Origin of the sequence: Microcystis sp., from assembly GCF_048564745.1 — a bacterium.
Lineage (GTDB): Bacteria > Cyanobacteriota > Cyanobacteriia > Cyanobacteriales > Microcystaceae > Microcystis > Microcystis ichthyoblabe_A.
In genome coordinates this window covers 1-24,236 of the sequence record NZ_JBLZRT010000175.1, presented here as the reverse complement: position 1 = coordinate 24,236, position 24,236 = coordinate 1, and the positions used below count along the sequence as shown (strand labels likewise).

Here is a 24,236-nt window from a genome sequence, read left to right as displayed (position 1 = left end):
TGTTGGATAAGGCTTTTAGACTTTTTTGACCTCAAAAAGTGCCGACCATTGGAGGGATCGGGGGTAAAATTCAGGTACTTTTTCCCTGAAAATTAGGTAACTGACTACCTCAAAATCGGTAAAACCCTACACCCCACACCCCACACCCTGCCCCCACGAAAAACTTTTTGCCGTAAACCCTAAGTAGCAAAACGAGGCTGAAACCAGTCTAGGGGAAAAATATCATCTTCTTGGGCGGTTTCTGTGCAACCAGTAACACTCTCAAAACAAGTCCCCGTCAAGTTAGCACCCCTCAAGTCCGCTCCCTGTAGATTTACCTCTTGTAAACGCGCTCCCGCTAGATTAGCACCCGCTAAATTGGCCCCGCGTAAATCACTACCCGTCAGACGTGCCTCGCTAAAATTAGCCCTTTCTAAATTAGCCCCCTGAAAGTCCACCTCTTTAAGAAAAGAGCCGCTAAAATTGGCTTCCCTTGCGGAAATCTGACGACATTTAGCGCCACTTAACCGCGCCTCTTGCAAATTAGCCCAATTGAGATTGACTTTATCTAGGGTTGCCTCCAAGAGATTAACTAAGTATAAATTCGCCCCACATAAATTCGCCCCGCATAAATTCGCCCCCCGGAGATTAGCATGGGAAAGATCCGCCCCACTTAATCGCGAGTTACGCAGGTTTGCCTGTACCATAAAGGCCCCGGTGAGATTAGCTTTGGTTAAGTCCGCTTCCACTAATTGCGCTTGACTTAATTTGGCATAGGTTAAATTCGCCCAATTCAAACTCGCTCCCCGTAGATTTGATTTAGTCAGAAAAGAGCGACTCAAATTAGTTCCGCGCAAATTGGCCGCCGCAAAATTGACAGCAATCAGAGTCACTTGTTGTAGGTCTAGACTCATCAAGTCAATGCCTAAAAAATCCCGCTCTCCTTGTTCGTAGAGTCTTAGTAACTGATTAACTTTCATCTCCCTTCTTCTACTTTAAGATGGTGGTTAAGAAGTAATCAACAAAAGTGCCTAAAAACTTTGTCTGATAACTCACTAAGCTTTTAGATGAGAAATTTACGAGCCTCTCTTTTGAGTTTATGTAAAGTTTTTTATCGATTTTTTAAGAGAAGATAACCGGAACAGCAAGTTAATTTTAATCATAGTTAAATAGCTTGGCTAAAACAGTTTGACTGGTTTTCCCCAATTCTACCCCAGTCCATCGGGTAATTAGTATCTAAAACTACTCTTGTTAAAAAACTTATCTATTGTTCAAACTCGATTATTCAGCTTTTTAGCCGTCAGCCGTCAGCCTTGAGTCAGGAGTCAGGAGTCAGGAGTCAGTATTCAGTATTCAGGAGTCAGGAGTCAGGAGACAGGAGATTATTTCTATTTATTCTTCCAACACCCCACACCCCACACCCTACACCCTACACCCCACACCCCACACCCCACACCCTACACCCCACACCCCACACCCCACACCCTACACCCCACACCCTACCCCCTGCTAACCCGCTAATTCCCTACTCTAAAGCGTAGATACGACCATCCATGAGCAGACGGGTGATCCCTTTAGCTTCCAGTTGAGCGTGAGCTTTTTCGATCAGGCGACCGTCGGGAACTTTAATCACTTTTTCCTTGCGCTTGGAGAAACGACGAGCGATGCGATGACTTTCAAAGATGGGGAGAGTGCGCTGCTGGATTTCCTGAGGGGGAACCTTACCCAATTCGGCAAAATCCTTGAGGGGACGGGTGATTAATTCGGCAGCGCGATCAATCACCAAGTAACAGGTTTTGGGAAAAGCCGCCGCCGAGAGGGGTAATATCTGTAATTCGGCGGTTTTAACGATAGTCGGGCCTAAATAGCTGCCCGCTAGTTCCCCCTCCTCCTCATCTTCATCTTCATCTTCATCCTCCTCTTCATCCCAATCCTCGTCAAGCTCATCTTCCTCCTCCTCTTCCTCGATAGCTTCGACGAAAAACTCGTTTAAATTAGCGTTTTCTAGGGGTTTATCGCCATTAATTTCTGTTTCTTCCGAATTATCCGCTTCTGGCGGGTAAGAGGTATCCATTAACAGGGTTAATTGTTCCACAACAGCGATCGGTTGCTGAAAAGCCTGCTCATCCTTAGCTGCGATGTGGGCTGCCCGAAAACTAATCACCTCGATCGCTTTTTCCGGTAAATCCGCTGCTGCTTCCTCCTCATCGAGGCCACGAGGACTACGGGCCAAGCGTTTTTTCTGGATTAACTGCTCGTATTCCTCGCCAGAAAAAGAATTTTTGAGAAAACGACTGACCGTAGAACTACTCACTCCATAACGCTCGGCTAACGTGGAAGTGGTGGCCTCCGTTTCCCGATAAAGCTTAAGAATTTCTTTTTTCGTGGCATCAGTCAGTTTTCTTGGACTCATATTACTTATATAGTTATTTTTTAAGCGATAGGATTTTGCCGATGGCTAGTCAGGGAAAGCTGTTGTCTTTGAGCGGACGTACTCTTAATCATAAAACGCTCTAGCCAATTAAAACTAAGCAATTCGTTTTCTAGTCCCTGTTCTAGTCTATCCTTGACTTCTGTTTCTCACCACTACTCAAGATTAAAAAATTGACGATGATATCAAGTGCTGCTAGTCAAAAAGCCTTATTAGTTCTGGCCGATGGTACGGTTTACGAGGGTTATTCCTTCGGGGCCAAGGGAACCACCGTCGGCGAAGTTGTCTTTAACACGGGGATGACCGGTTATCAGGAAGTTCTCACCGATCCCAGTTATGCTGGTCAAATCGTCACTTTTACCTATCCGGAATTGGGAAATACGGGGGTTAACTCCGAGGATGAGGAGTCAATTCGTCCCCAGGTGAAAGGAGCGATCGCCAAAAATATCTGCCACCGGCCCAGTAATTGGCGTTCTAGCCAATCCCTACCGGATTATCTGGCCGCTCATCATGTTATTGGCATCTATGGCATCGATACCCGGTCTCTGACCCGCAAAATTCGCTCGGTTGGGGCGATGAATGGGGCAATTTCTACGGAAATACTCGATTATCATGATTTACTGCGGTTGGTGCAGGCGGCCCCCAGTATGGCCGGGTTAAATCTCGTTAAGGAAGTAACCACCAAGGAAGTGTACGAGTGGACGACTCCCACCCCGTCCGCTTGGGAATTTGCGCCAATTGATAGGGATCAAGAACCGTTAACGGTGGTGGCGATCGATTTTGGCATCAAACGCAATATTCTCCGGCGTTTAGCCAGCTACGGTTGTCGGGTGATCGTGGTTCCCGCCGACACTCCCCCGGAAAAAATCGCCGCCTATAATCCCGATGGTATTTTCTTTTCTAACGGACCGGGAGATCCGGCGGCTGTCACCGAAGGAATTGCCCTAGCCAAGCAACTTTTGCAAGGGGAAAAACCCACTTTTGGCATCTGTATGGGTCATCAAATTCTAGGGCTATCCCTAGGGGCAGAAACCTTTAAACTGAAATTTGGCCATCGCGGGTTAAATCAACCCTGTGGACTGCAGCAACAGGTGGAAATTACCAGTCAGAATCACGGTTTTGCCGTGCAGGAAGCATCTTTAAATCCGCAAGTGGAGATTACCCATCTCAACCTCAATGATCGCACCGTAGCGGGTTTAAAACACAAGTCTTTGCCCTTTTTCTCGGTACAATACCACCCCGAGGCCAGTCCTGGCCCCCACGATGCCGATTATCTGTTTGGCCAATTTGTTGATTTAATGCGGGAAGCAAAAAAGGATCGGTCGTAAATTTTTAGGATATACTAGGGTTTTGATTTTTACGGCCCTAGGGCTAGGAGGCGATTATTCCAGAAGCAATTAACTTGACTGTCAGCTTGCGAGGCACGCGTGAGGTCAGAGATAAGTACCAAATTTTCCGTTTGACGGGTCTTTTAGATGCCTTTTCCGAACCGACTTTTTGTAAGGTGATCGAAGGCTATGTGGAGGAAGGTCCCAAGGATGTGATTATTAGCCTGGCTCAGATTGATTTTATCGATAGCTCCGGTTTAGGAGCTTTGGTAAAATTGGTGAAAAAGGCCAAAACCGAAGGGGGCAGTTTACAAATTGTTACCAATCCCCGGGTAACTCAAACCGTAAAACTGGTGCGATTGGAGAAGTTTTTTTCCCTGCAACCCACCCTGGAAGCGGCGATCAAATATCTAGAAAAAGCGTAAATCGTGGAATCTCCTCTCGAAAAACTTCGCTTACAGGTCAGTGGCCAGGGTTCACCAATCCTAGAGGGTCTTGACCGATTATCGCCTGCTTCTCTGGCCTATCTGGGGGATGCTGTTTATGAATTATACATCCGCACCTATTATTTACTGCCGCCCCAGCGTCTGGGAGACTATCACGCTCAGGTGGTGGGCAAAGTCAGGGCCGAACAACAGGCTTTAGATTTAGCACAACTGCAGCCCTATCTGACGGACCAAGAAAAAGAAATTCTGCGCCGGGGACGCAATGCGGTCACGGGAAAACGCCGTCGTCTGACAGCCCAAGTCTATCAGCAGGCCAGCAGTTTAGAAACCCTGTTCGGCTATCTTTATCTGCAAGACCCATCAAGATTACATCAACTATTAGAAAAACTAGAATTATAGCCCTCAGGGACGATTCCCGACTTTACTCTTAATCCATGCAACCATGAGCGATCGACCATTTCGTAGCAAGTCCGATAATAGTAATTTTCGCCGGCCCTCGCGGTCAAAAACCGGGCCAATTCTGGCTAAATCCCCGACAGTAACTCCAGAAAACCAAGAAGCTGATGATCTGCTCTACGGTCGCCGGGTGGTTTTAACGGCCATGGAGGAGGAGCGCCAACTGAATCGGATTTGGGTAGTCAATCGACTCCGTTACGATCCCCGTTATCATACCCTTTTGGAAAAAGCCAAAGCCAACGGCACGGTAATTGATGAGGTGGACGATCTGCGTCTCGATCAGATTACCAGTAAGGCCAATCATCAGGGGATTGCGGCCCAGATGTCCCCCTATGAGTATATCGAATTAGCCGATCTGATCGAAAAAGCTAAGGGCAAAAGTCGCCACCCCGTCATCGTCATCGCTGAAGGTATTACGGATCCCCATAACCTGGGGGCAATTATTCGCACCGCCGAAGCTATGGGTTGTCAGGGGGTAGTTATTCCCCAACGTCGCGCCGCCGGGGTGACATCGACGGTGATGAAAGTGGCGGCGGGGGCCCTGGAATATTTACCCGTCGCTAGGGTGGTTAATCTCAATCGTGCTTTAGAGGAATTAAAAGCGGCTGGTTTTTGGCTCTACGGCACGGCGGCAAAAACTGGTAAATCTTTACACACAATCAATTTAACGGGTGCGATAGGATTGGTGGTAGGTTCGGAGGGAGAGGGTTTGAGTCTGTTAACCCAAAAGTCCTGCGATGAGTTGGTATCTATCCCCTTGGCAGGCAAAACCCCCAGTCTCAATGCTTCGGTGGCGGCGGCTATGGCTCTTTACGAGGTTTACCGGCAACGCTGGCAAAATTCCCCCGATTGAAAATCTGTATTTTTTGACACTCCCAATAGCCAAAAGGAGAAAGTATAAATAGAATAGGAAGGAAGTTTGCGAAATGTAAACAAACGTAACAAAACCACCAGAGTAGATTTAGATGGGGAACGAAATGAAAGAATTTTTGATTAGCTTACTGGAAATGTTCGGATTAGCCTACTGGGTCGAGATTAAAACCGACTATCCCAGATGTACTTATTATTTCGGTCCTTTTCTCGCTAAAGACGAGGCTGAAGTCGCTCAAGCTGGTTACGAAGAAGATTTGAAAACAGAAGGAGCGCAGGGGATTAAATTGCATATAAAACGTTGTAAACCCGAAGATTTAACTATTTTTGAGGAAAAGGAAGAAGGTAAGCTCCTCAATCCCTTAAAGGTCTTACGCAGTCAAGTTTCTTAACAATTTCCAGTGATCGGTGATCAGTGATCAGTAATCAGTGATCAGTAAACAGTAAACAGTGAAAAAACAGCATAAGGCTGCTACTTATGGCAGTTATCTTAAGGCTGAGATAGGAAGTTTTCGTTTTTGGGAGTCAGGATGAATACCGAATTAGGTTAAACTTCCCCTTGAGGATAAAGACCGTAATACTGCTCACTTAATATTCTATTTTCCTACTGATAACTGGTAACTGATAACTGATAACTGATGGCTAAATATCAATGGGAGCGATTTAAAAAACAGCTATATTCTGCTTCTGTCAGCCTTCCCGCTTCGTAGAGAGTATCGGTAATTTCTGCTAGGGTTAAAACCGAATAAGGTTGATAACCATGGCTACGAAGTTTATCTTTAACGGGGCCACCATGGTCGATAAAAACCACGATATCATTAACTAATAATCCCGCCGATTTAATCTTTTCTGCCCCTTCGATCGCACTTTTGCCAGAAATTAAAATATCGTCCACCACTACCACCGTTTCCCCCACTTGAAAATTACCTTCAATTACTCTTCTTGTGCCGTGAGCTTTTACTTCTTTGCGGGGGAAAATCATCGGATGATTTAATAATAAAGATAAACCCGTAGCTGTAGGTAAAGAACCGTAGGGGATACCAGAAATGCGGTCAAATGTCAAGGTTTTTAATATTTCTCCATAGGCTTCAATTACCTGCTGAAAAATATTAGGATTAGAGATAATTTTTCTCAGATCGATATAATAGGAAAAAGTTTCTCCCGATGCTTGCACATAGTCGCCAAACATCAAGCAGCCAATATCAAATAATTGTAGAATTAAATCCTGATGAGGATGTTGTTTTAAAAGACAAACGTTAGCAGTCCAAGTCTCATCTTGGCTCGATTCTTGCTGGTGATTTTGTTGAATTTTGTTGACTTCCTCTCGTAAATCCTTGACTTTTGTTCCCAAATCTGGTTGAGATAAAAAGTCTTGGGGTACAGGAATTAATAAACCCTCGCCATGACTATTTAAACCCACAGTAATTAACTCGGAGAATTTACTTTTTTCTTCCCAAATACTGCGTAATAAAATCAATCTTTCGGGAGCAAAATTGCGAATCTTTTTCAATATCTCTGGTTGAGTGGTTCCCACTTCTAAAAATACTTGTTCGGGAGTTCCCCAAGTGCAAGCTTCTTTGACAACTTGCAGATAAAAAGGATTGTCGCGACTGGGAAATTCTTGCAGATTAATCGCGCCTTGATTGGAAGTATGACAGAGGATAAAAGCGCCATGCTCGGGGTAAACTAAAAAAGGAGCAACGTGATCCTGTCCGGAGTAGGGATTGAGAGTAACCGCGTCCACCTGCCAAGTTTTAAAGATAGTCTCGGCTAAAACACTGCTAGTATTAATATCGCCGTGTTTAGCATCCAAAATTACCGGGATATGAGGGGGAATTGCCGTTAAAACTCGCTGTAATAATTCTAACCCTGCCGCTCCCAAAGCTTGATAAAAGCCTAAAGTTGGTTTGTAGGCACAGACAAAAGGGGCAGTTTCATCGATAATAAACTTGAGCCACCGTTCCAAATTAACGATTAATTCTCCCGGGGTGGAGGGCATCATTTCGGGGTTAGCATCTAAACCGAGGACAAGTAGAGTCTGGTTTTGACTAATGGCGTGGTTTAACTTTTGAAAAAAATTCATCGGTTCCTAATCTCAGGATTCTGGATTAGTCTCTAATTCTACACTATTTGGCCGAAAAATAGGCTGTAAAATTGTCTGGTGCAGACTTTTTCTGGTGTCAGCGTCAAGGAATTTCTTTTGTAGGGGTTGCCATTCTTGCCATTTTTGGTGACGGATATTTCGGAAAATTTCTAGTAAAGTCGGCATTTCCTTGGCAAGACAATTGGGGAAAATTTGGCTAAGAAAATCCGAGAGAACACAACAATCCTGCATTTCTCCGAGAATACTTTGAAGGTTTTTAATATCTTCTAGGTACTCTTGATATTTGTCGCCATAAAACTGAGTAAATAACTCCATATTATAGCGGGAACGCTTGGCTTCTTTGCGGAGATCGTGCAGTAATAATCCTTCTTTTTCCAATAAGTAATCAATTTCTTGACTAGAAAACTCTCGTACTTTTTGATCTTCCTCTAAATTTACCCCAACTAACCAGCCTTCATGGAGTAAAAAGCGACTCGCTTGCGGTAATAATAAGTCCGGTAAAACTGTGGCAATATCTAATTTTCCAATCGGTTGATAGGTGGGATTATCCAACCAACTGGCAAAATCTGCCTTAAAATTGAGAAATTTATCGGACTTTAAGAGTTTTTCTACCTTAGTAAAAGCCTTCTCCCTTCGGTGTTCGAGAACTTGTAAAACTTTCTTTAGTAAATCCTGTTCTTGCGGGGGCAAAATTGGCTGATAATGGCCGACAAAAGCCTCTTTTAACACATCTAAATCCCGCAATTCTCCTAAAATTCTGCCCAGATTACCCACCCGTTTTTGATCGGCAGATTTCGGCATGGTTAAAGCGGGGGCAAAACCGGTTAAGGTACTGCGAAGACGGCGCATTCCCACACGAATTTGATGTAATTCTTCCGTATCCTGATCGAGTAAAACCCCAACTTCATGTTTAAGAACTTTATGAAAATGTTTATCAATACCGATATAGGCCCAATCGGCAACAGTTTTAGCCCGAGGATTAAATTTGTTAGTCATTTGTCTTTAGGGAGGAAATAATGTCAAGATGATGATAGAATCTTTAAATAAAGACTGGAACTAATAGATCCCATTTATTCTATACAATAGGATGAAGCAGCAGCTTTAAGAGAAGTTTATGGATAGTTTTTGGCTAGATTATGCGGGGGAAATCGCTTTTCGCACTGGAGAGCATCTTTTCTTGACGGGAATAGCCATGGCTATGGGTAGCTTAATCGGGATTCCTCTAGGTATTTTGATTAGTCGTCAAGCTATTCTCGCTCAACCAATTATAGCGATCGTTAACACCCTACAGACTATCCCCAGTTTAGCCCTATTTGGTTTTTTAATTTCCGTGCCTTTTTTGGGAGGAATCGGCAAAATTCCCGCTATTGTTGCCCTAACTCTCTATACCTTACTGCCAATTGTTTTAAATACCTATCTGGGCATCAAAAAAGTTGATCCCGAACTAAAATTAGCCGGGTTATCCCTAGGCATGACCGACGGTCAAATCCTGCGCTATATCGAATTACCCCTGGCCAGGGCGACAATTTTGGCAGGAGTGAGAATTGCCACGGTGATTGCTATCGGTGTGGCTACGATCGCAGCTGCCATCGGTGGCGGTGGTTTGGGAGTGTTTATTTTTCGCGGTATTGCCACGGTCAACAATCAGTTAATTTTGGCGGGGGCAATTCCTGCCGCTTTTTTAGCCCTTGTTGCCGATTGGAGTCTCGGTCGGCTAGAAAAGACCTTTTCCCCTTCGCAACGTCCGAAAAAGCCCTCTAAATGGCAATGGGGCTTAGGTTTAATCGGGTTAGCCCTGCTATCTTTCCTCTTGACTCAAATTTTCCATTCATCCCCCGGCACAGTGGTGATCGGTTCCAAAAATTTTACCGAACAGGTGATTTTAGGGGAAATTTTGGCACAGGAAATCGAAAAAGAGACGAATTTACGGGTTGAGCGTCAATTTAATCTCGGTGGCACTCTGATCTGTCATGAAGCGGTGAAAGCGGGTAAAATCGACGGTTATGTGGAGTATTCTGGCACGGCTTTCACGGGAATTTTGCAAGAAAAACCCCTTAACGATGCCCGATTAGTCTTTGAAAAGGTGCAAGAGATTTATCCAGAAAAATTTAATCTAGAAGTCTTTCCCAGTTTAGGATTTGAGAATACTTTCGCCATTGTTATCCGGGGAGAAACCGCCAGTCAATACAATCTTAAAACTCTCTCGCAGGTGGCTAAATATACCCCCAATTGGCAAGCGGGTTTTGGTTATGAATTTTTGGAAAGGGAAGACGGTTACAAGGGATTAGCGAAGACCTACGGTCTAACTTTTGCCCGACCCCCGAAAGTGATGGATTTAGGGTTAATGTACCGCGCTTTAGCCGAAAAACAAGTGGATTTAGTGGCGGGAAATTCCACCGATGGCTTAATTCCCGTGCTAGATTTAGTCATCCTAGAAGATGATCAACGCTATTTTCCTCCCTACGAAGCGGTACCGATTTTTAACCGGGATAGTTTGCAAAAATATCCGCAATTGCGACAGGTTTTAGCCAAACTCACCGGCAAAATTACCTCCACAGCTATGCAGAAATTAAACTATCAGGTGGATGGACGCGATCGCAAAGTGGAGGAAGTGGTCAAAGAATTTCTAGTCTCCCTCTCTTAACCATTTAGTCACTCCCCCGGGTTGGTCGATTAAAGTAATGCCTTGGGCTTTTAATTCCGCGCGAATGCGATCGCTTTCGGCGTAATTTTTCGCTTTTTTTGCCTCTGTCCGTTGTTGGATCAGATTTTCGATATCCGCTGCACTAATTCCCTCAGAAACAGAGGTTTCTCCCTGGTCAGCGGCCATTTCTAAGCCCAAAACCCTAGACAATTTCACCAAAGTATGCCATTTTACCGCTAATTGGGCCAGATTGCTGTCTGTCTTACCCGCATGGGTTAAATTATTACCCTCCTTGCGTAATTCCTTAGCGATTTCAAATAACACCGCTAAACCACCGGCAAAGTTAAAATCGTGATTTACCGCCTCTTGAAAGCGATTTTCTAGCTCTTGGTCGGTAATTCTGGGATTATCGGGCGGAAGATGCTTATAACCAAAGGATAAACCCTCTTGTAAAGTATGCCAGCCATTAGTGGCCGCCTGCAATCCCTCATCGGAAAAATCGATCGGTTTGCGGTATTGGGCGCCTAAAATTAATAATCTCACGGCTAAGGGGTCATATTTTGCCAATAACTCGCGAATAGTGATGAAATTACCGAGGGATTTCGACATTTTTTCCCCAGCCACCTTAACCATGCCATTATGTAACCAATAGTGGGCCAGAGGTTTACCCGTAGCCGCTTCACTTTGGGCGATTTCGTTTTCGTGGTGGGGAAAAATTAGATCACTTCCCCCCACATGAATATCGATAGTTTCTCCCAATTGTTCTTTGACCATGGCCGAACATTCAATATGCCACCCCGGACGACCTTGACCCCAGGGAGAATCCCAACTAGGTTCCCCCGGTTTTGCCCCTTTCCAGAGGGCAAAATCAAAGGGGTCTTGTTTCTTGATTGCTTCCGGGTCGTCGGTTTCTACCCGGCCGCTGGCCCCGGCTTGCAAATCATCGAGTTTTCGCCCTGATAGTTTGCCATAATCAGAAAAACGACGGACGGAGTAGTAAACATCGCCATCGCTGGGGTAAGCATAGCCTTTTTGTTCTAATTCATAGACTAGGCGCTTGATACCGTCGAGGGTATGAGTGGCCCGGGGATAAGCGTCCGCCGGTCTGACTCCCAATTTTGCCATATCCTCAAAGTAGGCCTCGATAAATCTCTCGGCCACGGCTGCCATGGTGGTATGTTCATTTTTAGCCCGATTGAGAATTTTATCGTCAATATCGGTGAAATTCTGAATATAGCGCACTTTATAACCGAGATACTCTAAATAACGCCGCACCACATCCCAAACCACACAGGTGCGCGCATGACCCAAATGGCAATAATCATAGACGGTAATGCCGCAGCAATACATGGAGACAATGCCGGGGATGAGGGGGGTAAAGGGTTCTTCGCGACGACTGAGGGTGTTGTAGAGGATTAAGGTCATGGAGGGGGAATTTTTTTTCTGGGGAAAAAGGCTAGTCCAATTTTATAGCAGTTATCAGTGATCAGTTATCAGTTACCGCTAACCACTTTCCTCGTTCCCTGAATTTCCTTACTATATTTTGTGTTTTTTGTCAAGAGGTTTTTAGGGTTTTAGTAAAGATGTAACGGTAAGATTCAAGGAGATAGGACTGTTTTGATGACAACTATTATTGATAGAATCGATAGAATAACGAGAGGAAAGCTTGATTGTTTGCCTTAACCGACAATTTTTATTGTTAATCAACTTTGACCAGACCATCACCATGAATGAACCACCTAATAGCGCTGGCGATGAAATCCAATTACCCCGGGGAGAAAGAGTTGACCAGCTAAGACATCTGATCGAAACCCTACGCATTGCCGATGAAGTGGCCAATCGCGGTTATTTGATTACCAGTGCCGAAGTGGCCGATTTAATGGATATTAATCCAGGGGCTGTTACCAGTCGCGGCGACCATTGGCCGTGGCGAAATTGGGTAATCTCCCGGGTCAGACGCGAGGGAAACCAAATTCTTTGGCAGTTGGAAAAAGTCGATTAGGATTAATTGCAACCATCAGTTAATTTCTCTCTTAACTTTTGTCAATTAGCAATTAGGGTTTGCTAAATAAATCTAAAAACCTTGTTGGGTAAGACTTTTAGACTTTTGGTCAATCAAAAAGTCCCAGATATGGGAGGGATCGGGGGGAAAATCCCTGGACTTTTTCCCTGAAAATTAGGTAATTTACCAGATGAAAATGGGTAAAAACCTACACCCCACACCCCACACCCCACACCCCACACCCTGTCCCCACGAAAAACTTTTTCAGCAAACCCTAATTATCTCGTCATTTTCCCCGAGCAGATGACGCGCAAAACGTCGGGCTAGGGGCGGAGCCGATACAAGCGTACTGGTAAAACCAGAAAATACCTGCAATCCCAGTTTATCGGCGATCGCTCCCACTAGAGGCCGTCCCGAGGGGGCAAAGGCCACTAGGCAATGATGACAGCTGCCGGGGAGAGAGGCTAAAGAGGGCAGCAATGTCCCCACGGCGGCGCGTATTGCTTTTTCCCCCGCCACAGGGTTTAAAATCGCGCCTGGATCGGTGATAATGGCGCTAATTTGCCCTAGATAAAGACTTTGATCCCGGAATTGTACCGCTCCCGTTTCTAAAACACTGGCAATTATTTCTGGGGTTTCTCTCTGCCAAATGCCCTGCTTTTCTAGTTGGGTGATTTTTTGCTCTAATATCAATCTGGCAGGAATTGCGGGCATAACTAGGGTGTTTAATTTGATCTCAGTGGGGGGAATTTTGATCACCTGGGCATGGGTAAAATAGACGGGAGCAGCAATACCGGATTTTTGCAGTAAAGACCGGGTTAATCCCCCCGCACAGACGATAGTTTCCCCAGCAGAATAATTATTTTTAGGAGTTTTTACGCCGGTAATTCTCGATGCAGTTTCAATTAATTCGATGACAGCTTCCCGAATAATCGTGCCTCCCAGACGCAGAAAAGCTTGTTGATAGGCAAGATTAGTTTTTTCGGCGTTGATGTGACCGTGGGGCAGTCGTAAAACTCCGGAGATAGCTGCGGGATTTAATAGAGGTTCTAAAGCGATCGCTGCCTGCGGATCGAGAATTTCGGGGGTAATAGCAAAGATAGCAAATTTTTCGGCCACAGCGGCTGGATCATCTTCGGGGTTCACGGTGAGAATTAGCTCTAGGTCCCGGTATTCGTTATCTATGCCCAATTCCTGGGATAAATTGCGCTGAATTTCTCGACCTTCTTGATATAATTTTCTCTGGATTTCTGTGGTGGCCGACCAATAGGCTAAACCCCCGTAACTGTAGAAAGTGGCGTTGAGGGGATGGGTTTCTTTTTCTAATAAGAGGACTCGACTGCCTAGATTGGCTAGTTCATAGCTTAAGGCGGAACCGGTGATACCTCCACCGATAATTATATAATCATAAGTTGTGGTCATAATTGGGCTTATTTTTTCTCAATTAATCTATTCTATCATTATACTTGCTCGGTTCCCTAGTTCTGATTTGATCAATAATTGCTATAATTATAGAAAAAGTTGAAAGCGGGATGGGATAACTATGCAACAGTTAGAAACTAGGGGGATAACTGACCGATGGATTAGAGGTAGTTGGGAAGAATACTTAGAAGCAATTAAAAACTTCCCAGAAAATCAAGGAAAAAGTTATTATTACAATGGCTATTATCGATTAGAAATGACTCCTATTGGATTTGAACACGCTAGAGATCATCATGTTGTCTTTTTGGGGGTGAGTCTCTACGCTATCCTCAAAGAAATTCCTTTTCAAGGACTCCCCACTTGTTCCTATCGCAAAAGAGGAATTAGAGAAGTGCAGCCAGATATATCTTACTATCTAGGAGAGAAAGCGAATCTGATACCAAATGGGACTTCGATTATTGATTTAAATCAGTATCCTCCACCAGATTTAGTCATTGAAATCTCAAAATCTACCCTCAATGATGACTTAGGTAATAAACGCTTACTCTACGAAGAATTAGGGGTTAGTGAATACTGGAGTGTTAAGGTAGATGATCCTCAAATATTCGCTTTTGAAATAATCGATCGAGGTAGCAAAAGAATTGATATATCAAAGGTTTTACCTAATTTAAAACTTGCGGTTTTAGAGTCAGCTTTACAACAGGCACGCACCAGAGATCAAAGTCAGGTGGGACGTTGGTTAATCAGTCAATTTCAAGGTTAACCCCATAAAATCGAGGCTAAGATTATGCAACAGCTAGAAACTACTATCTCGACAGATTTATGGATTAAAGCTACTTGGAAAGAATACTTAGAAGCAATTAAAAACTTCCCAGAAAATCAAGGAAAAAGTTATTATTACAATGGCTATTATCGATTAGAAATGACTCCTATTGGTAACGATCATGCCAGCGATCATGCTATTTTGATCTTCGCTGTTAGTCTCTATGCTACCCTAAAAAATCTGGCCTTTAGTGCCAAAGATAATTGCAGTTTTCGCAGGTCTGGTTATCGAGAAGTTCAACCGGATATATCTTATTATTTTGCCGAGAAAGCTAATCTGATTCCCTACGGTACTTCGATTATTGATTTAAATCAGTATCCCCCACCAGATTTAGTCATTGAAATCTCAAAATCTACCCTTAATGATGACTTAGGTAATAAACGCTTACTCTACGAAGAATTAGGGGTTAGTGAATACTGGAGTGTTCAGGTAGATGATCCTCAAATATTCGCCTTTGAAATAATCGATCGAGGTAGCAAAAGAATTGATATATCAAAGGTTTTACCTAATTTAAAACTTGCGGTTTTAGAGTCAGCTTTACAACAGGCACGCACCAGAGATCAAAGTCAGGTGGGACTTTGGTTAATCAGTCAATTTCAAGGTTAAATCCTACTGTTTTTTAGCAGCCGCTTTCTCCAATAAAGACTCGGCAAAAGCGAGGGCATCTGCTGCCGAATTTCCTCCCGTTAATTGTGCCAATTCTTCCCTTCTCGTCTGACGATTATCGAGAGAAGTAACCCGGACAACCGTGCGAATTTCCGAGAGATTAGTGGAATTATCTTCGGCAATCATTTGTTTATAAACTCGAAAATGGTGATCAGCTAAAGCAGCCACTAAGGGTTGATGGGTAACGCATAAAACTTGATATTGTTGACCTAATTGATCTAATTTATCGGCAATTGCTTGGGCAACTTTTCCCGATACTCCCGCATCAATTTCATCAAAAATTAGGGTTGCTGCTGCCGATTGGGATTGGGAAAAACAGGACTTTAACGCTAGGAGAAAACGACTCATTTCTCCTCCGGAAGCGGTACTGGATAAAGGTTGGATTTTTTCCCCGGGATTGGGACTAAAATAAAATCCCACTTGATCGACTCCCAGACTGCTAGGATTACCCGGAGCAATCCGACAGACAAAAATCACCTTTTCCATGGCTAAAGGTTTTAATTCCTGTACCAATTGTTTTTCTAGTTGACTAGCGGTTTCTTGTCGCAAAAAGGTCAACTGGGTGCTAGTTTCTCGATAGATGTTTTCCTGTTGCTGACAAATTTTTTCTAATTCTTCAATCGATTGTCCTTCTCCCGTCAACTCCGCTAATTCCTGCTGTAATTTCTGATAATAATCGAGTGCTTCGGCTAAACTTGGGCCATACTTGCGACAAATGCGCTTAAGTTGGACGATTCTCTCTTCTATCTCGTTCAATCTCTCCGGATCTGCCTCTAGACTATCCCCATAAACGTTGATTTCCTGTCCCGCTTCCACCACCTGATTTAATGCCGATCGCACCATCTCTAAAATTGGCTCTAAACTATTATCATAAACCATCATATTTGTCAAGATATTTTCAGCTTTTCCTAACAAATCGGCGACGGCGGGTTGATCGCGATCGTTTTGGTAGAGTAGTTGATAGACTTGATAGCTGGAATTTTGCAAATCGACACCGTGGGAGAGTCGGTTTCTTTCCTGTTCCAACTGTTCCAACTCGTCAGCAGCGGTTAAATTGGCTGATTCTAGTTCTTTTAGTTGATATTCTAGTAAATCTAATCTTTGTAGGCGATTTTGTTCCGATTGCAACCTATTGTTTAAACTATTCTTGCTTTCTTGCCAGTTAACGTAGGCTGTGGCTACTTTTTCCCGCTGCCGCAGCAGCGATTCACCCCCGTAGAGATCTAATAATTCCCTCTGTCGATTAGCGTCCATTAACTGAACTGTTTGACCTTGGGCGGTGATTTCTACCAAAAAATATCTTATTTGCGCCATTTGTTGGCGATTAGCGACGACTCCGTTAATGCGAGAACGAGAACGCAAGGAATTATTAGTAATCACTAATTCCCGGCTGATGGTCAGACTATTATCTTCTAATGGGTCAATTTCCTGACTTTCTAGCCAAGCAATTAATTCTGGAGTTAGAGAAAAAGTCGCTTCTAGGGTTGATTGTTGGCTTCCCTGACGGATGACGCGATGATTGACTTTACCACCGAGAACAATATCGATCGCATCTAATATAATCGATTTTCCTGCCCCCGTCTCACCGGTCAGTACATTTAATCCGCTGCCGAAAGTTAATTCTAAGCGATCGATGAGGGTAAAATTTTCAATTTGTAGGCAGGATAACATATATCGCTAATCAGTAATCGGTAATCAGTTGCTATTCTCATTATCCTTCAGCATTCCCTAATTTTCCCCGAAACGGTAGCCTTTCCCATAGACAGTATTAATTAGAGGTGTTTCTCCAGGCGCTTCGATTTTACGACGCAGCAAGCGCATCAGGGCAGGAACCACATTACTATTAGGTTGCTCCCCTTCTGACCAGAGATGCTGATAAATTTGTTCATGGGTGAGAAGTTGACCCGGATGGGTCATAAATAAAGTTAATAGTTGTATTTCTTTTGCTGATAAACTGATCGTGCGACCGTGACGATAGGCCACTTGATTTTCGCTATCGAGTTCTAAATCAGCACATTTTAATTTACTGCTATTACTAGCTTCAAAATTGGGAGAACGACGCAATAAAGCACGGACTCTCGCTAATAATTCTCGCAGTTGAAAGGGTTTGACTAAATAATCATCAGCACCGGCATCTAATCCCGCCACTCGATCATCTATGGTATCCTTAGCGGTTAGAAATAAAACGGGAGTGGTGTCCCCTTGATTGCGTAAATATTGACAGATTTGTAATCCGGATTGCTGGGGTAACATCCAATCGAGAATTAAGAGGTCATAATTATTCTCTTGTGCCAATTCTAACCCCGTCCGACCATTATCAGCAATATCAACTTCATAGCCTTCTTGAGCAAGAATTTGTTCTAAGGGTTCGGTTAATTCTTTTTCATCATCAACGATAAGTATTTTCATAAAAGTAAAAAAGATGGTGTTGGGTTTTGGGGTTTTGGGGTTTTTTAGTTGAATCTCCCCATTTCCCCATATCCCCATTTCTCCTAATTATCGATCTTTGGGTAATAAATTGCGCCATTCGAGAGGGATATAACTTTCAATAAATCTAGCTAGGGTTGGGTAATGACGCTGGTACAAAATTCCCATATAGATAATACCAAGTCCTAGGACGGTTAGGGCAAAGGGAAAGAAAATTGAATCGGCAAAGATACGATAGGAGAGATAGGAAAGATAGGCAAATACTCCGACACCTCCGAAAACCACAAATAATCTTCTTTTTAGCAGGACGGATAATAACATCAATCCCAAGTTAATTAGACAGTACAAAAATCGTTGCGCTTCATTATCATCGATGAGGAGAGATAAACTAAACCAAAACATAATTAATCCGAATAAGTACAGCCAAAAAGCAAAATCACCCCGACTACGGCGCTGACGTACATCAATTAAATAGGCAGTTATCAAACAGGCAATTCCAAACCAAAAGGATACCCACAGTCGCATTCTCCATGTATATTCGTTCTCTCCAAATAGCAAAGGGGTTAAGTCCATTGACATATACCACAGACTAAAGGCGATCGGTGCAGTTAAAAAAGGAAATTTAACAAATCGCAAAGTTATTAATCCCGCGATAATCGTGCCTAATTCCATTAAAAACCAACTGCCTTTAATCCATGTATGGAAATCTCGATAGATGCCCGGATATCCGGCTTGCCAGTATCCTGTCCAGCGTTGTAAACCATAGATTGCTAAGGGAGTCATTGCCACTGCCATGGTAAATAAAAGGCCGCCGGGGATTTTGAGATTTTGCTGAAAATAGAGATTTTTACCGGTGAAAATAAAACAAATTGCATAAAACAGGGCGATAAAAAATAGTCCTGCACCACCGAAACTCTCCCAAGCTTCGTTCATAAACCACCCCAGGGCAGAGATAACAATTAATGCCCCAAAATAATAGGCCACATTAGCAAAATTAAAGCGAGGGCGATTAACTTCATCTTCTTGGGGATAACGGGATAAAAAAGCCGTCCATAAATTTTCAGCTTGGCTGGCAGTAATTAGGTTTTGTTGTACCGCCCAATCAAAATCTTCTCTTTCTAGTCTCATAATATTGTCTAGTCCTTAAGCTAAGATGTATTTTAACCGCTTATCCTAAGGATAAGGGAATAGGGCATAGGCGCAGATGTTAAATCCTGTAGTAAAACTTAACATTTACCGATTGCAACATCCGAAATCTGCAAAATAGAGTATAATTCAGTCTAGATTAACTATTATCGAAGCCATCATGATAACTAAATCAGAACTCTATGAACAAGATTTTCAATTATGGCTGATAACAACAATAGGTCAGTTAGAACAAGGAGATTTTCAGGCATTAGATGTATCTCATTTGGTTGAGGAGTTAAAAGAATTGGGTAAATCAGATAAAAATGCCTTGGAAGGAAATTTAATGATTTTGCTGGCTCATTTACTGAAATTAAAAGTACAATCCTCCGCCCCTGAAAGCATGAAATCTAGCTGGTATAGCTCCATTGTCGAACACAGGGAACGAGTTGTCGCCTTACTAGAAAACACCCCTTCTTTGAAATCTCATCTAGCAATCGCCATCGATAAAACCTATCCTAAAGGTCGCAAAATTGCCATCAAGGAAAGTAAATTGGCTGACTTTGGAATTGCGATTCCTCCAGAGGAAGCATATCCCTTAGACTGCCCTTTTTCCTTAGAACAGATTCTTGACGAAGATTTCTATGGCTGATAATTTATATTAATCCATCGGCTAAGACCCATTCAAAATGCTTCTAAAAAGTCTTCAAATCTCAAAAATTGGGAAGCTATACAAGTCACATCTGTTTCCCGATACTAAGCGATTCGACTGACTTTAAATAGAGCTTAAAATAGAGCTTACAAGCTTTTTTGCCCAACCCTAGTTAATCAGCCTTCAAGAATAAGTAAAAATTATAAATTTAAGGTAAAAAATTAAAATATTTAAATATTTGGGGCGATTAGTTAAATGTAACAAGTAAGTTACAAGATTTTGATTTTCCCAGAATTTGCCAAAATTTGGCTGTAAATCGGGGTTGCCTACATTTAATAATATGGTATGATCGTGGTATGCTGCGGGCTTAGTTTGAGCATTAAACCTTAAATCAACGCAAAACCAAGACAATGAGGGGACTGTGTTGATACTCTTGCCCAAAAAAAGCCGCCAGTGATGAAATTTTTTTATGTTGCAATTTTTGAAGTTTTGTAAAGGCTATTGACTTAAAGCCAGAATTGTGCAACTCTCCCCGCTCCAAACTCCGGCACTCGCAGACAGTCAACAGCTAATCAAGTTGGGAACTAGGAGGAGAGGTCAACTCCTAGTCCCCTGTTTTTTGGAATATCAATTCCGCTTAAGGTACTTCAGTCCAGCGCCTAAGCCTCCTAGTACCAGCAAACTCAGCACAGTTGACGGTTCGGGAATCGGGGCAGAAAAGTTAGAAATCGTCACACTAGCCCGTCCGCCGACGTTGTCTCTAGTGAAAATACGGAAACCAAAGCTGTCGCCAGCTAGGACGTTAAACGTCGATGTCCCGTTTTGGACAACACCTCCCCCATCGTCAGTTACTTGGATGAAGCTGCCGTTGAGCAGATATCCGAAGGGATCGAAGAAAGGCCCATCATTAGTCGAATAGTTCCAATCAAACGTCACCGTCCCAGCCGCAGCCGCAGTGGTGGTGTAGTTTGTGGTTCCAGAATTGAAAGAAAAATTGTCCCCCCCAGTCAGGCTAATGGACGCGGGAGCGCCGCCGGTATTGACGAACCCGTCGGCATTACTATTGGTAAATGTCCAATTAATGGGATCGTAAGCGTCTTGGAAACCGAACACTGTTGCGGCACTAGCACCAGAAGCAGCGGCTAGGGTGAGGCCAACAGTAGTGACAGTCATTGCGGTCTATGACCGCAATGACTCGAATAATTTTGGCGATTTGGTGGCCATGGCCCTAAAAATAAATTAATGTACCCCTTAAGGTTAAGGTTGATCAAAATATTTTTCAAGAGGATTTTTTATGGAAATATTCAATCCTATTTATATAGATAAGTAAATGGTTGGTTCTCTTATTCTTTGTGTGATCAGTGTAACTTATATAGTAGCGATCAATCTTTGTGTCCTTTCTGTCTGGAGTGGTTGGTTTCACTCATTCGCCCGCAAATCTACTCGAATCTGGCGCTGCTGATTTTTTATCTCAGTTTGAAGAGGGGCTAAAAACTGGGGCAATGTGGACATCGATCGAAAGACTAAGCTAAACTGGTAATGACTATGTATTAGGGCGGAGGTCAACGGATACAACTATGGACAATTTGGAGGTAAAACAAAAACCGATCCGGTGTTTAGAAGATGCGATCGAAAGGTGTCAAACTTTAGGAATGCGGGTTAGTCGTCAGCGTCGCTATATTTTAGAATTGCTGTGGCAAGCGCAGGAACACCTATCAGCGAGAGAAATTTATGATCGTCTCAATCTGCAAGGAAAGAACATCGGTCATACCTCAGTGTACCAAAACCTAGAGGCCCTATCGGGTCAAGGAATTATCGAATCTGTGGAACGCTGGGACGGCAGACTCTACGGCAACATCAGCGATTCTCACAGTCACGTCAATTGTCTGGACAGTCAAGAAATCATCGATGTGCATATCCAACTTCCCCCGGAATTAATTAAACAGATTGAGGCATCGACGGGGGTAAAAATTACCGATTATCGCATCGATTTCTATGGCTATAAAGAAAACAAATGAGCCAGATCACTGTATAATTGACCCTGTGAATAGTATCCGTTGACAGGCTGCAACTCTTGTGATCGATCGCCCTCTCACCCTAATTATCATCGATAATGACCCGATTTTCCGCTTGGGTCTGGTGCAGGCCTTGTCGCAGATAGAAAATATTAGTATCGTCACCGAAGGGGATTTAGAAACAATTTTCGCTTTGACTCTGAATCCCTCCCCCGAAATTATTATTATCGATCCTCTCTTTGATTGGTCTTACTGTCAAATTCTCCACTCTCGCTATCCCGAAAGTAAAATTGTTTTATTAACCTTTCCTCTCGATTCCCGACAGCAACTAATCGCCAGAGAATTAGGCATCGCTGGTTATATTCCCAAAGGCACAAACCTAGAGCAATTTATCACTATTTTAGGGCAAATTTCCCGAGATGAAACCCACGATGTTGCCCCTTCTGCTCTCACCATTGCTACTCGTTCAAGTTTAGCTCCTAGCCATTGGTTAATCACTGCCGGCAAAACGGGATTAAATCGCATCGAAAGTGAATTACATTTAATTGATCTCCATCTCAATCAACAGTCTTTATCCGGCTTTGATCGCTTTTATTGGCAGGGAAGAAAACGAGAACTTTTAGCAGCCCTATGGCTAGTGAGAAAACTAATTCCCCTGGAAGGTAGCTATTACAATTCAGCTTCAGCGACACCTCCGGTAATAATTAACAATATCGATCGGGAATTACCAATTTTAAGCCGCGAGCGTCCCCTCTGTGTTTCTGCGGTTTTTGAGTCCACTTTAGCGGTCATTCGATCGCCTTTAATTAATAGAACAAAGATTAGTTTTGAAATCGATGTTTTACAGGATAATCGGCAACGGGAATTATTGTATTTAGTTCTCGATGAAATTCGTAAAAATGTCGATGAAATCAGATATTTACAGATTAGCATCGGGGAATTAACCAGTCGCTTAAATCTGATTATTTACGATATCTGGGAGAAAGTTACGCGTAAATTTTTAGAAATTAATGCCTCGGTTTATGACGAAATTAGTAAAGGCAGACTTAACGAAATTATTCTGGAAGAAAGAGAGGCAATTCAAACAGAAATCCTCAATAAAATTCCTTTTGCTCTTGACTTATTTTCCTATTTAGTGTACGAAAATAGTTTAACTATTGACGGAGTAGAATACCGGGCTAATGCTCCTGAAACCATCGCCAGAGCCGAAATTCTCCTGCAAAATCTCATTCATAATATTGCCAATGCAGTGACAGTAATTATTCTCAATAACTTCTCGGAATCGGAAAGAATCAAACAAAAACTTTACCAGTCAGAATTTCTCATCGCCAGAAAATTAGCTAAAATTCGCAATGAATTATCTTGGAAATACCGACGGCAACAATACTGGCAAGAACCTAAAGATATCTTTGAAAGTCAATATCAATTATTTCACTATAGCGAGGGAGAAATCCAATCTCTAGCCATTTATTCCCCTCGACAGGAAGAATTAAATAGTTTAACAGGCATACCCTGGTTAGTTTCGATCGCCTTAGAATTAAGAGACTCTTTATCTCCTCGTTTACGCGCTTTTTTTCGGGTGGTGGGTAAGGGAGTAGTCTATATTCTTATCCAAGTTATCGGTCGCGGTATTGGTTTAGTAGTTCGCGGGGTTTTACAGGGAGTCGGTAACACTTGGCAGGAAGTCAAAGGTAAAAAGGGATCATGAATTAAGTAGTCGTGCAAAATTAATTTCCTAGTCGAGACAGGAGACGGGATACAGCTATTAGGGATCGGATTTTAGTTTTCAGTTCACTGTTTACTCACAGCAGAAGTCTGACGGAGTAGTGGCTTAGATGTGTAATTAATTGTGCTTAGATACTTAACAGTAATTATCGTCCCATTTCTCGCTTTAATTTTTTCAATTCTTCTTCCATTTCCCATTCTTTAAATTTTAGATCGAGATTATCGTAGTTCGAGCGCTGATAGTCCGATTCTTGGGGTTGATCCCAAAAAGTGGTTTCCCAGTCACGCGACTGATTTTTAGGGGCTTTTTCGGCTTTAATTTGCACTTCTTGACGACGTTGTTGGATCTGTTGCAGTAACTCTTGGGATTGACTCAGACGTTTTTTCACCCCTTCCATCCGTCCCCAAAGTTGATTACCCTCACGGAAGAGGGCCGCCTCGCGTTCACTAGCAGCCTTAAGCAAGTCCTGCCGTCCGGCAGCCTTAGCCTTATCAATTCTAGCGTGCCAAGTTTGGATATCTTGGGCAGTGGCCAAAATTTGCTGTTCGAGACGTTGACGCTCATTTTCTAGGGCGCTAATCAGTTTAGCAGTATCGCGCTCCTGTTCGCGCAGTTGTTCCACCAGCGCCTGTAATTCTAATTGGGGATGACTTCTGAGAAATTCTTCCAGTTGGGTTTCAAGAAAGCGACTGACATCATCAAATAGATTGCCCATCTGTGCAGTATCCTAAATTTGCAATTAAAGTCTAGGAGCGATTTTAATCCCCCTCTTTTTAGCATAGGCTAGATCAACCCTAGGTTTAAATATATTTGGGAAAAGTAGTACAAAAATGTTATTCGGCTGCCGGTTAGGGACGGGGAAACCAGTATAATAAAACTAAGTAGCTGGTTATAATTAAATTAAAAATGGATTTTAGGTTCGATCCCCCCTTCCCCCCTTGATAAGGGGGGTGCCGATCCCCCCTTAGTCCCCCCTTAATAAGCTGTCCTTTAGTCACATCTTTCTTAACATTTCAAACCTTTGTAGCACAAGGCTTTCAAGACTCGGTTAACAATTTGTAATATTCCTTGTTGACACCCTTACTGACAAAGAAAAAACTGAAATCAAGTCAGGATAAGG

Annotated in this window: 23 protein-coding genes; 13 read left to right on the top strand and 10 right to left on the bottom strand. The window is 43.1% G+C overall.

Features of this window, described 5'->3' with window-relative positions; all coding sequences use genetic code 11:
• Window positions 1–179: 179 nt before the first annotated feature.
• Together ACOCD9_RS18980 and ACOCD9_RS18975 are read right to left on the bottom strand one after the other, a co-directional pair.
• A complete protein-coding gene (locus ACOCD9_RS18980) occupies window positions 180–959 on the bottom strand; it encodes a pentapeptide repeat-containing protein (protein WP_419548183.1) in 780 nt (259 codons plus the stop codon).
• A gap of 545 nt (window positions 960–1,504) precedes the next feature.
• The gene (locus tag ACOCD9_RS18975) at window positions 1,505–2,392 is read right to left on the bottom strand and encodes a helix-turn-helix domain-containing protein (RefSeq protein WP_419548182.1); all 888 of its coding nucleotides are present in this window, start codon (window positions 2,390–2,392) and stop codon (window positions 1,505–1,507) included.
• Between the two features lie 197 nt (window positions 2,393–2,589).
• On the opposite strand from ACOCD9_RS18975, the gene carA reads away from it, so the two are divergent.
• From carA to ACOCD9_RS18950, 5 genes are all read left to right on the top strand, one after another.
• On the top strand, window positions 2,590–3,738 hold the full coding sequence (gene carA / locus ACOCD9_RS18970) for a glutamine-hydrolyzing carbamoyl-phosphate synthase small subunit (RefSeq protein WP_419548181.1): 1,149 nt from the start codon (window positions 2,590–2,592) through the stop codon (window positions 3,736–3,738).
• Window positions 3,739–3,812: 74 nt separating this feature from the next.
• A complete protein-coding gene (locus ACOCD9_RS18965; RefSeq protein WP_002763884.1) occupies window positions 3,813–4,163 on the top strand; it encodes an STAS domain-containing protein in 351 nt (116 codons plus the stop codon).
• A gap of 3 nt (window positions 4,164–4,166) precedes the next feature.
• Entirely contained in the window at window positions 4,167–4,583 is a 417-nt protein-coding gene (locus tag ACOCD9_RS18960) for a Mini-ribonuclease 3 (RefSeq protein WP_002734315.1), read from the top strand.
• A gap of 43 nt (window positions 4,584–4,626) precedes the next feature.
• Window positions 4,627–5,493, top strand: a complete 867-nt coding sequence (gene rlmB, locus ACOCD9_RS18955) for a 23S rRNA (guanosine(2251)-2'-O)-methyltransferase RlmB (RefSeq protein WP_419548180.1) — start codon at window positions 4,627–4,629, stop codon at window positions 5,491–5,493.
• Window positions 5,494–5,605: 112 nt separating this feature from the next.
• Window positions 5,606–5,902, top strand: coding sequence for a DUF1816 domain-containing protein (locus ACOCD9_RS18950; protein WP_419548179.1), 297 nt, complete (start codon window positions 5,606–5,608; stop codon window positions 5,900–5,902).
• A 257-nt stretch (window positions 5,903–6,159) separates the two neighbouring features.
• Here the strand turns inward: ACOCD9_RS18950 and ACOCD9_RS18945 are convergent, their stop codons facing one another.
• Together ACOCD9_RS18945 and ACOCD9_RS18940 are read right to left on the bottom strand one after the other, a co-directional pair.
• Window positions 6,160–7,593, bottom strand: coding sequence for a bifunctional orotidine-5'-phosphate decarboxylase/orotate phosphoribosyltransferase (locus ACOCD9_RS18945; RefSeq protein WP_419548178.1), 1,434 nt, complete (start codon window positions 7,591–7,593; stop codon window positions 6,160–6,162).
• A 12-nt stretch (window positions 7,594–7,605) separates the two neighbouring features.
• Window positions 7,606–8,610 carry a CHAD domain-containing protein gene (locus ACOCD9_RS18940; protein ID WP_419548177.1) on the bottom strand — a complete coding sequence of 335 codons (1,005 nt, stop codon included), beginning with the start codon at window positions 8,608–8,610 and terminating at the stop codon, window positions 7,606–7,608.
• 118 nt (window positions 8,611–8,728) lie between these two features.
• On the opposite strand from ACOCD9_RS18940, the gene ACOCD9_RS18935 reads away from it, so the two are divergent.
• Window positions 8,729–10,258 (top strand): glycine betaine ABC transporter substrate-binding protein, encoded by a 1,530-nt coding sequence (locus ACOCD9_RS18935; protein ID WP_419548176.1) that lies wholly within the window; start codon window positions 8,729–8,731, stop codon window positions 10,256–10,258.
• Here the strand turns inward: ACOCD9_RS18935 and cysS are convergent.
• Window positions 10,241–11,683, bottom strand: a complete 1,443-nt coding sequence (gene cysS, locus ACOCD9_RS18930) for a cysteine--tRNA ligase (RefSeq protein ID WP_419548175.1) — start codon at window positions 11,681–11,683, stop codon at window positions 10,241–10,243. The two genes, ACOCD9_RS18935 and cysS, sit on opposite strands and share 18 nt — an antisense overlap.
• A 301-nt stretch (window positions 11,684–11,984) precedes the next feature.
• On the opposite strand from cysS, the gene ACOCD9_RS18925 reads away from it, so the two are divergent.
• Window positions 11,985–12,260 carry a hypothetical protein gene (locus tag ACOCD9_RS18925; protein WP_002732855.1) on the top strand — a complete coding sequence of 92 codons (276 nt, stop codon included), beginning with the start codon at window positions 11,985–11,987 and terminating at the stop codon, window positions 12,258–12,260.
• 264 nt (window positions 12,261–12,524) lie between these two features.
• Here ACOCD9_RS18925 and ACOCD9_RS18920 read toward each other — a convergent pair whose 3' ends face one another.
• A complete protein-coding gene (locus ACOCD9_RS18920; protein WP_419548174.1) occupies window positions 12,525–13,682 on the bottom strand; it encodes an NAD(P)/FAD-dependent oxidoreductase in 1,158 nt (385 codons plus the stop codon).
• Between the two features lie 121 nt (window positions 13,683–13,803).
• Between ACOCD9_RS18920 and ACOCD9_RS18915 the strand changes: the two genes are divergently transcribed.
• Together ACOCD9_RS18915 and ACOCD9_RS18910 are read left to right on the top strand one after the other, a co-directional pair.
• Window positions 13,804–14,445: a Uma2 family endonuclease gene (locus tag ACOCD9_RS18915; RefSeq protein WP_002782814.1), complete on the top strand. Its 642-nt coding sequence runs from the start codon at window positions 13,804–13,806 to the stop codon at window positions 14,443–14,445.
• A 24-nt stretch (window positions 14,446–14,469) separates the two neighbouring features.
• Window positions 14,470–15,111 (top strand): Uma2 family endonuclease, encoded by a 642-nt coding sequence (locus ACOCD9_RS18910; RefSeq protein WP_419548173.1) that lies wholly within the window; start codon window positions 14,470–14,472, stop codon window positions 15,109–15,111.
• 3 nt (window positions 15,112–15,114) lie between these two features.
• On the opposite strand, the gene recN is transcribed toward ACOCD9_RS18910, so the two are convergent.
• The 3 genes from recN to ACOCD9_RS18895 form a co-directional block, all read right to left on the bottom strand.
• Window positions 15,115–16,842 (bottom strand): DNA repair protein RecN, encoded by a 1,728-nt coding sequence (recN, locus tag ACOCD9_RS18905; RefSeq protein ID WP_419548172.1) that lies wholly within the window; start codon window positions 16,840–16,842, stop codon window positions 15,115–15,117.
• 57 nt (window positions 16,843–16,899) lie between these two features.
• Window positions 16,900–17,580, bottom strand: coding sequence for a two-component system response regulator RppA (rppA, locus tag ACOCD9_RS18900; RefSeq protein WP_104397134.1), 681 nt, complete (start codon window positions 17,578–17,580; stop codon window positions 16,900–16,902).
• Between the two features lie 87 nt (window positions 17,581–17,667).
• Window positions 17,668–18,726, bottom strand: coding sequence for a DUF2157 domain-containing protein (locus tag ACOCD9_RS18895; RefSeq protein WP_419548171.1), 1,059 nt, complete (start codon window positions 18,724–18,726; stop codon window positions 17,668–17,670).
• Window positions 18,727–18,904: 178 nt separating this feature from the next.
• Here ACOCD9_RS18895 and ACOCD9_RS18890 point away from each other — a divergent pair, with 178 nt between their 5' ends.
• From ACOCD9_RS18890 to ACOCD9_RS18875, 4 genes are all read left to right on the top strand, one after another.
• On the top strand, window positions 18,905–19,375 hold the full coding sequence (locus tag ACOCD9_RS18890) for a DUF29 domain-containing protein (protein WP_002733042.1): 471 nt from the start codon (window positions 18,905–18,907) through the stop codon (window positions 19,373–19,375).
• 822 nt (window positions 19,376–20,197) lie between these two features.
• Window positions 20,198–20,521, top strand: a complete 324-nt coding sequence (locus ACOCD9_RS18885; protein WP_419548170.1) for a hypothetical protein — start codon at window positions 20,198–20,200, stop codon at window positions 20,519–20,521.
• A 431-nt stretch (window positions 20,522–20,952) separates the two neighbouring features.
• Entirely contained in the window at window positions 20,953–21,393 is a 441-nt protein-coding gene (locus ACOCD9_RS18880) for a Fur family transcriptional regulator (RefSeq protein WP_002763863.1), read from the top strand.
• Window positions 21,394–21,451: 58 nt separating this feature from the next.
• Window positions 21,452–23,098, top strand: a complete 1,647-nt coding sequence (locus tag ACOCD9_RS18875; RefSeq protein WP_419548169.1) for a DUF3685 domain-containing protein — start codon at window positions 21,452–21,454, stop codon at window positions 23,096–23,098.
• Window positions 23,099–23,261: 163 nt separating this feature from the next.
• On the opposite strand, the gene ACOCD9_RS18870 is transcribed toward ACOCD9_RS18875, so the two are convergent.
• A complete protein-coding gene (locus ACOCD9_RS18870; protein WP_419548168.1) occupies window positions 23,262–23,831 on the bottom strand; it encodes a TIGR04376 family protein in 570 nt (189 codons plus the stop codon).
• Window positions 23,832–24,236: the final 405 nt, after the last annotated feature.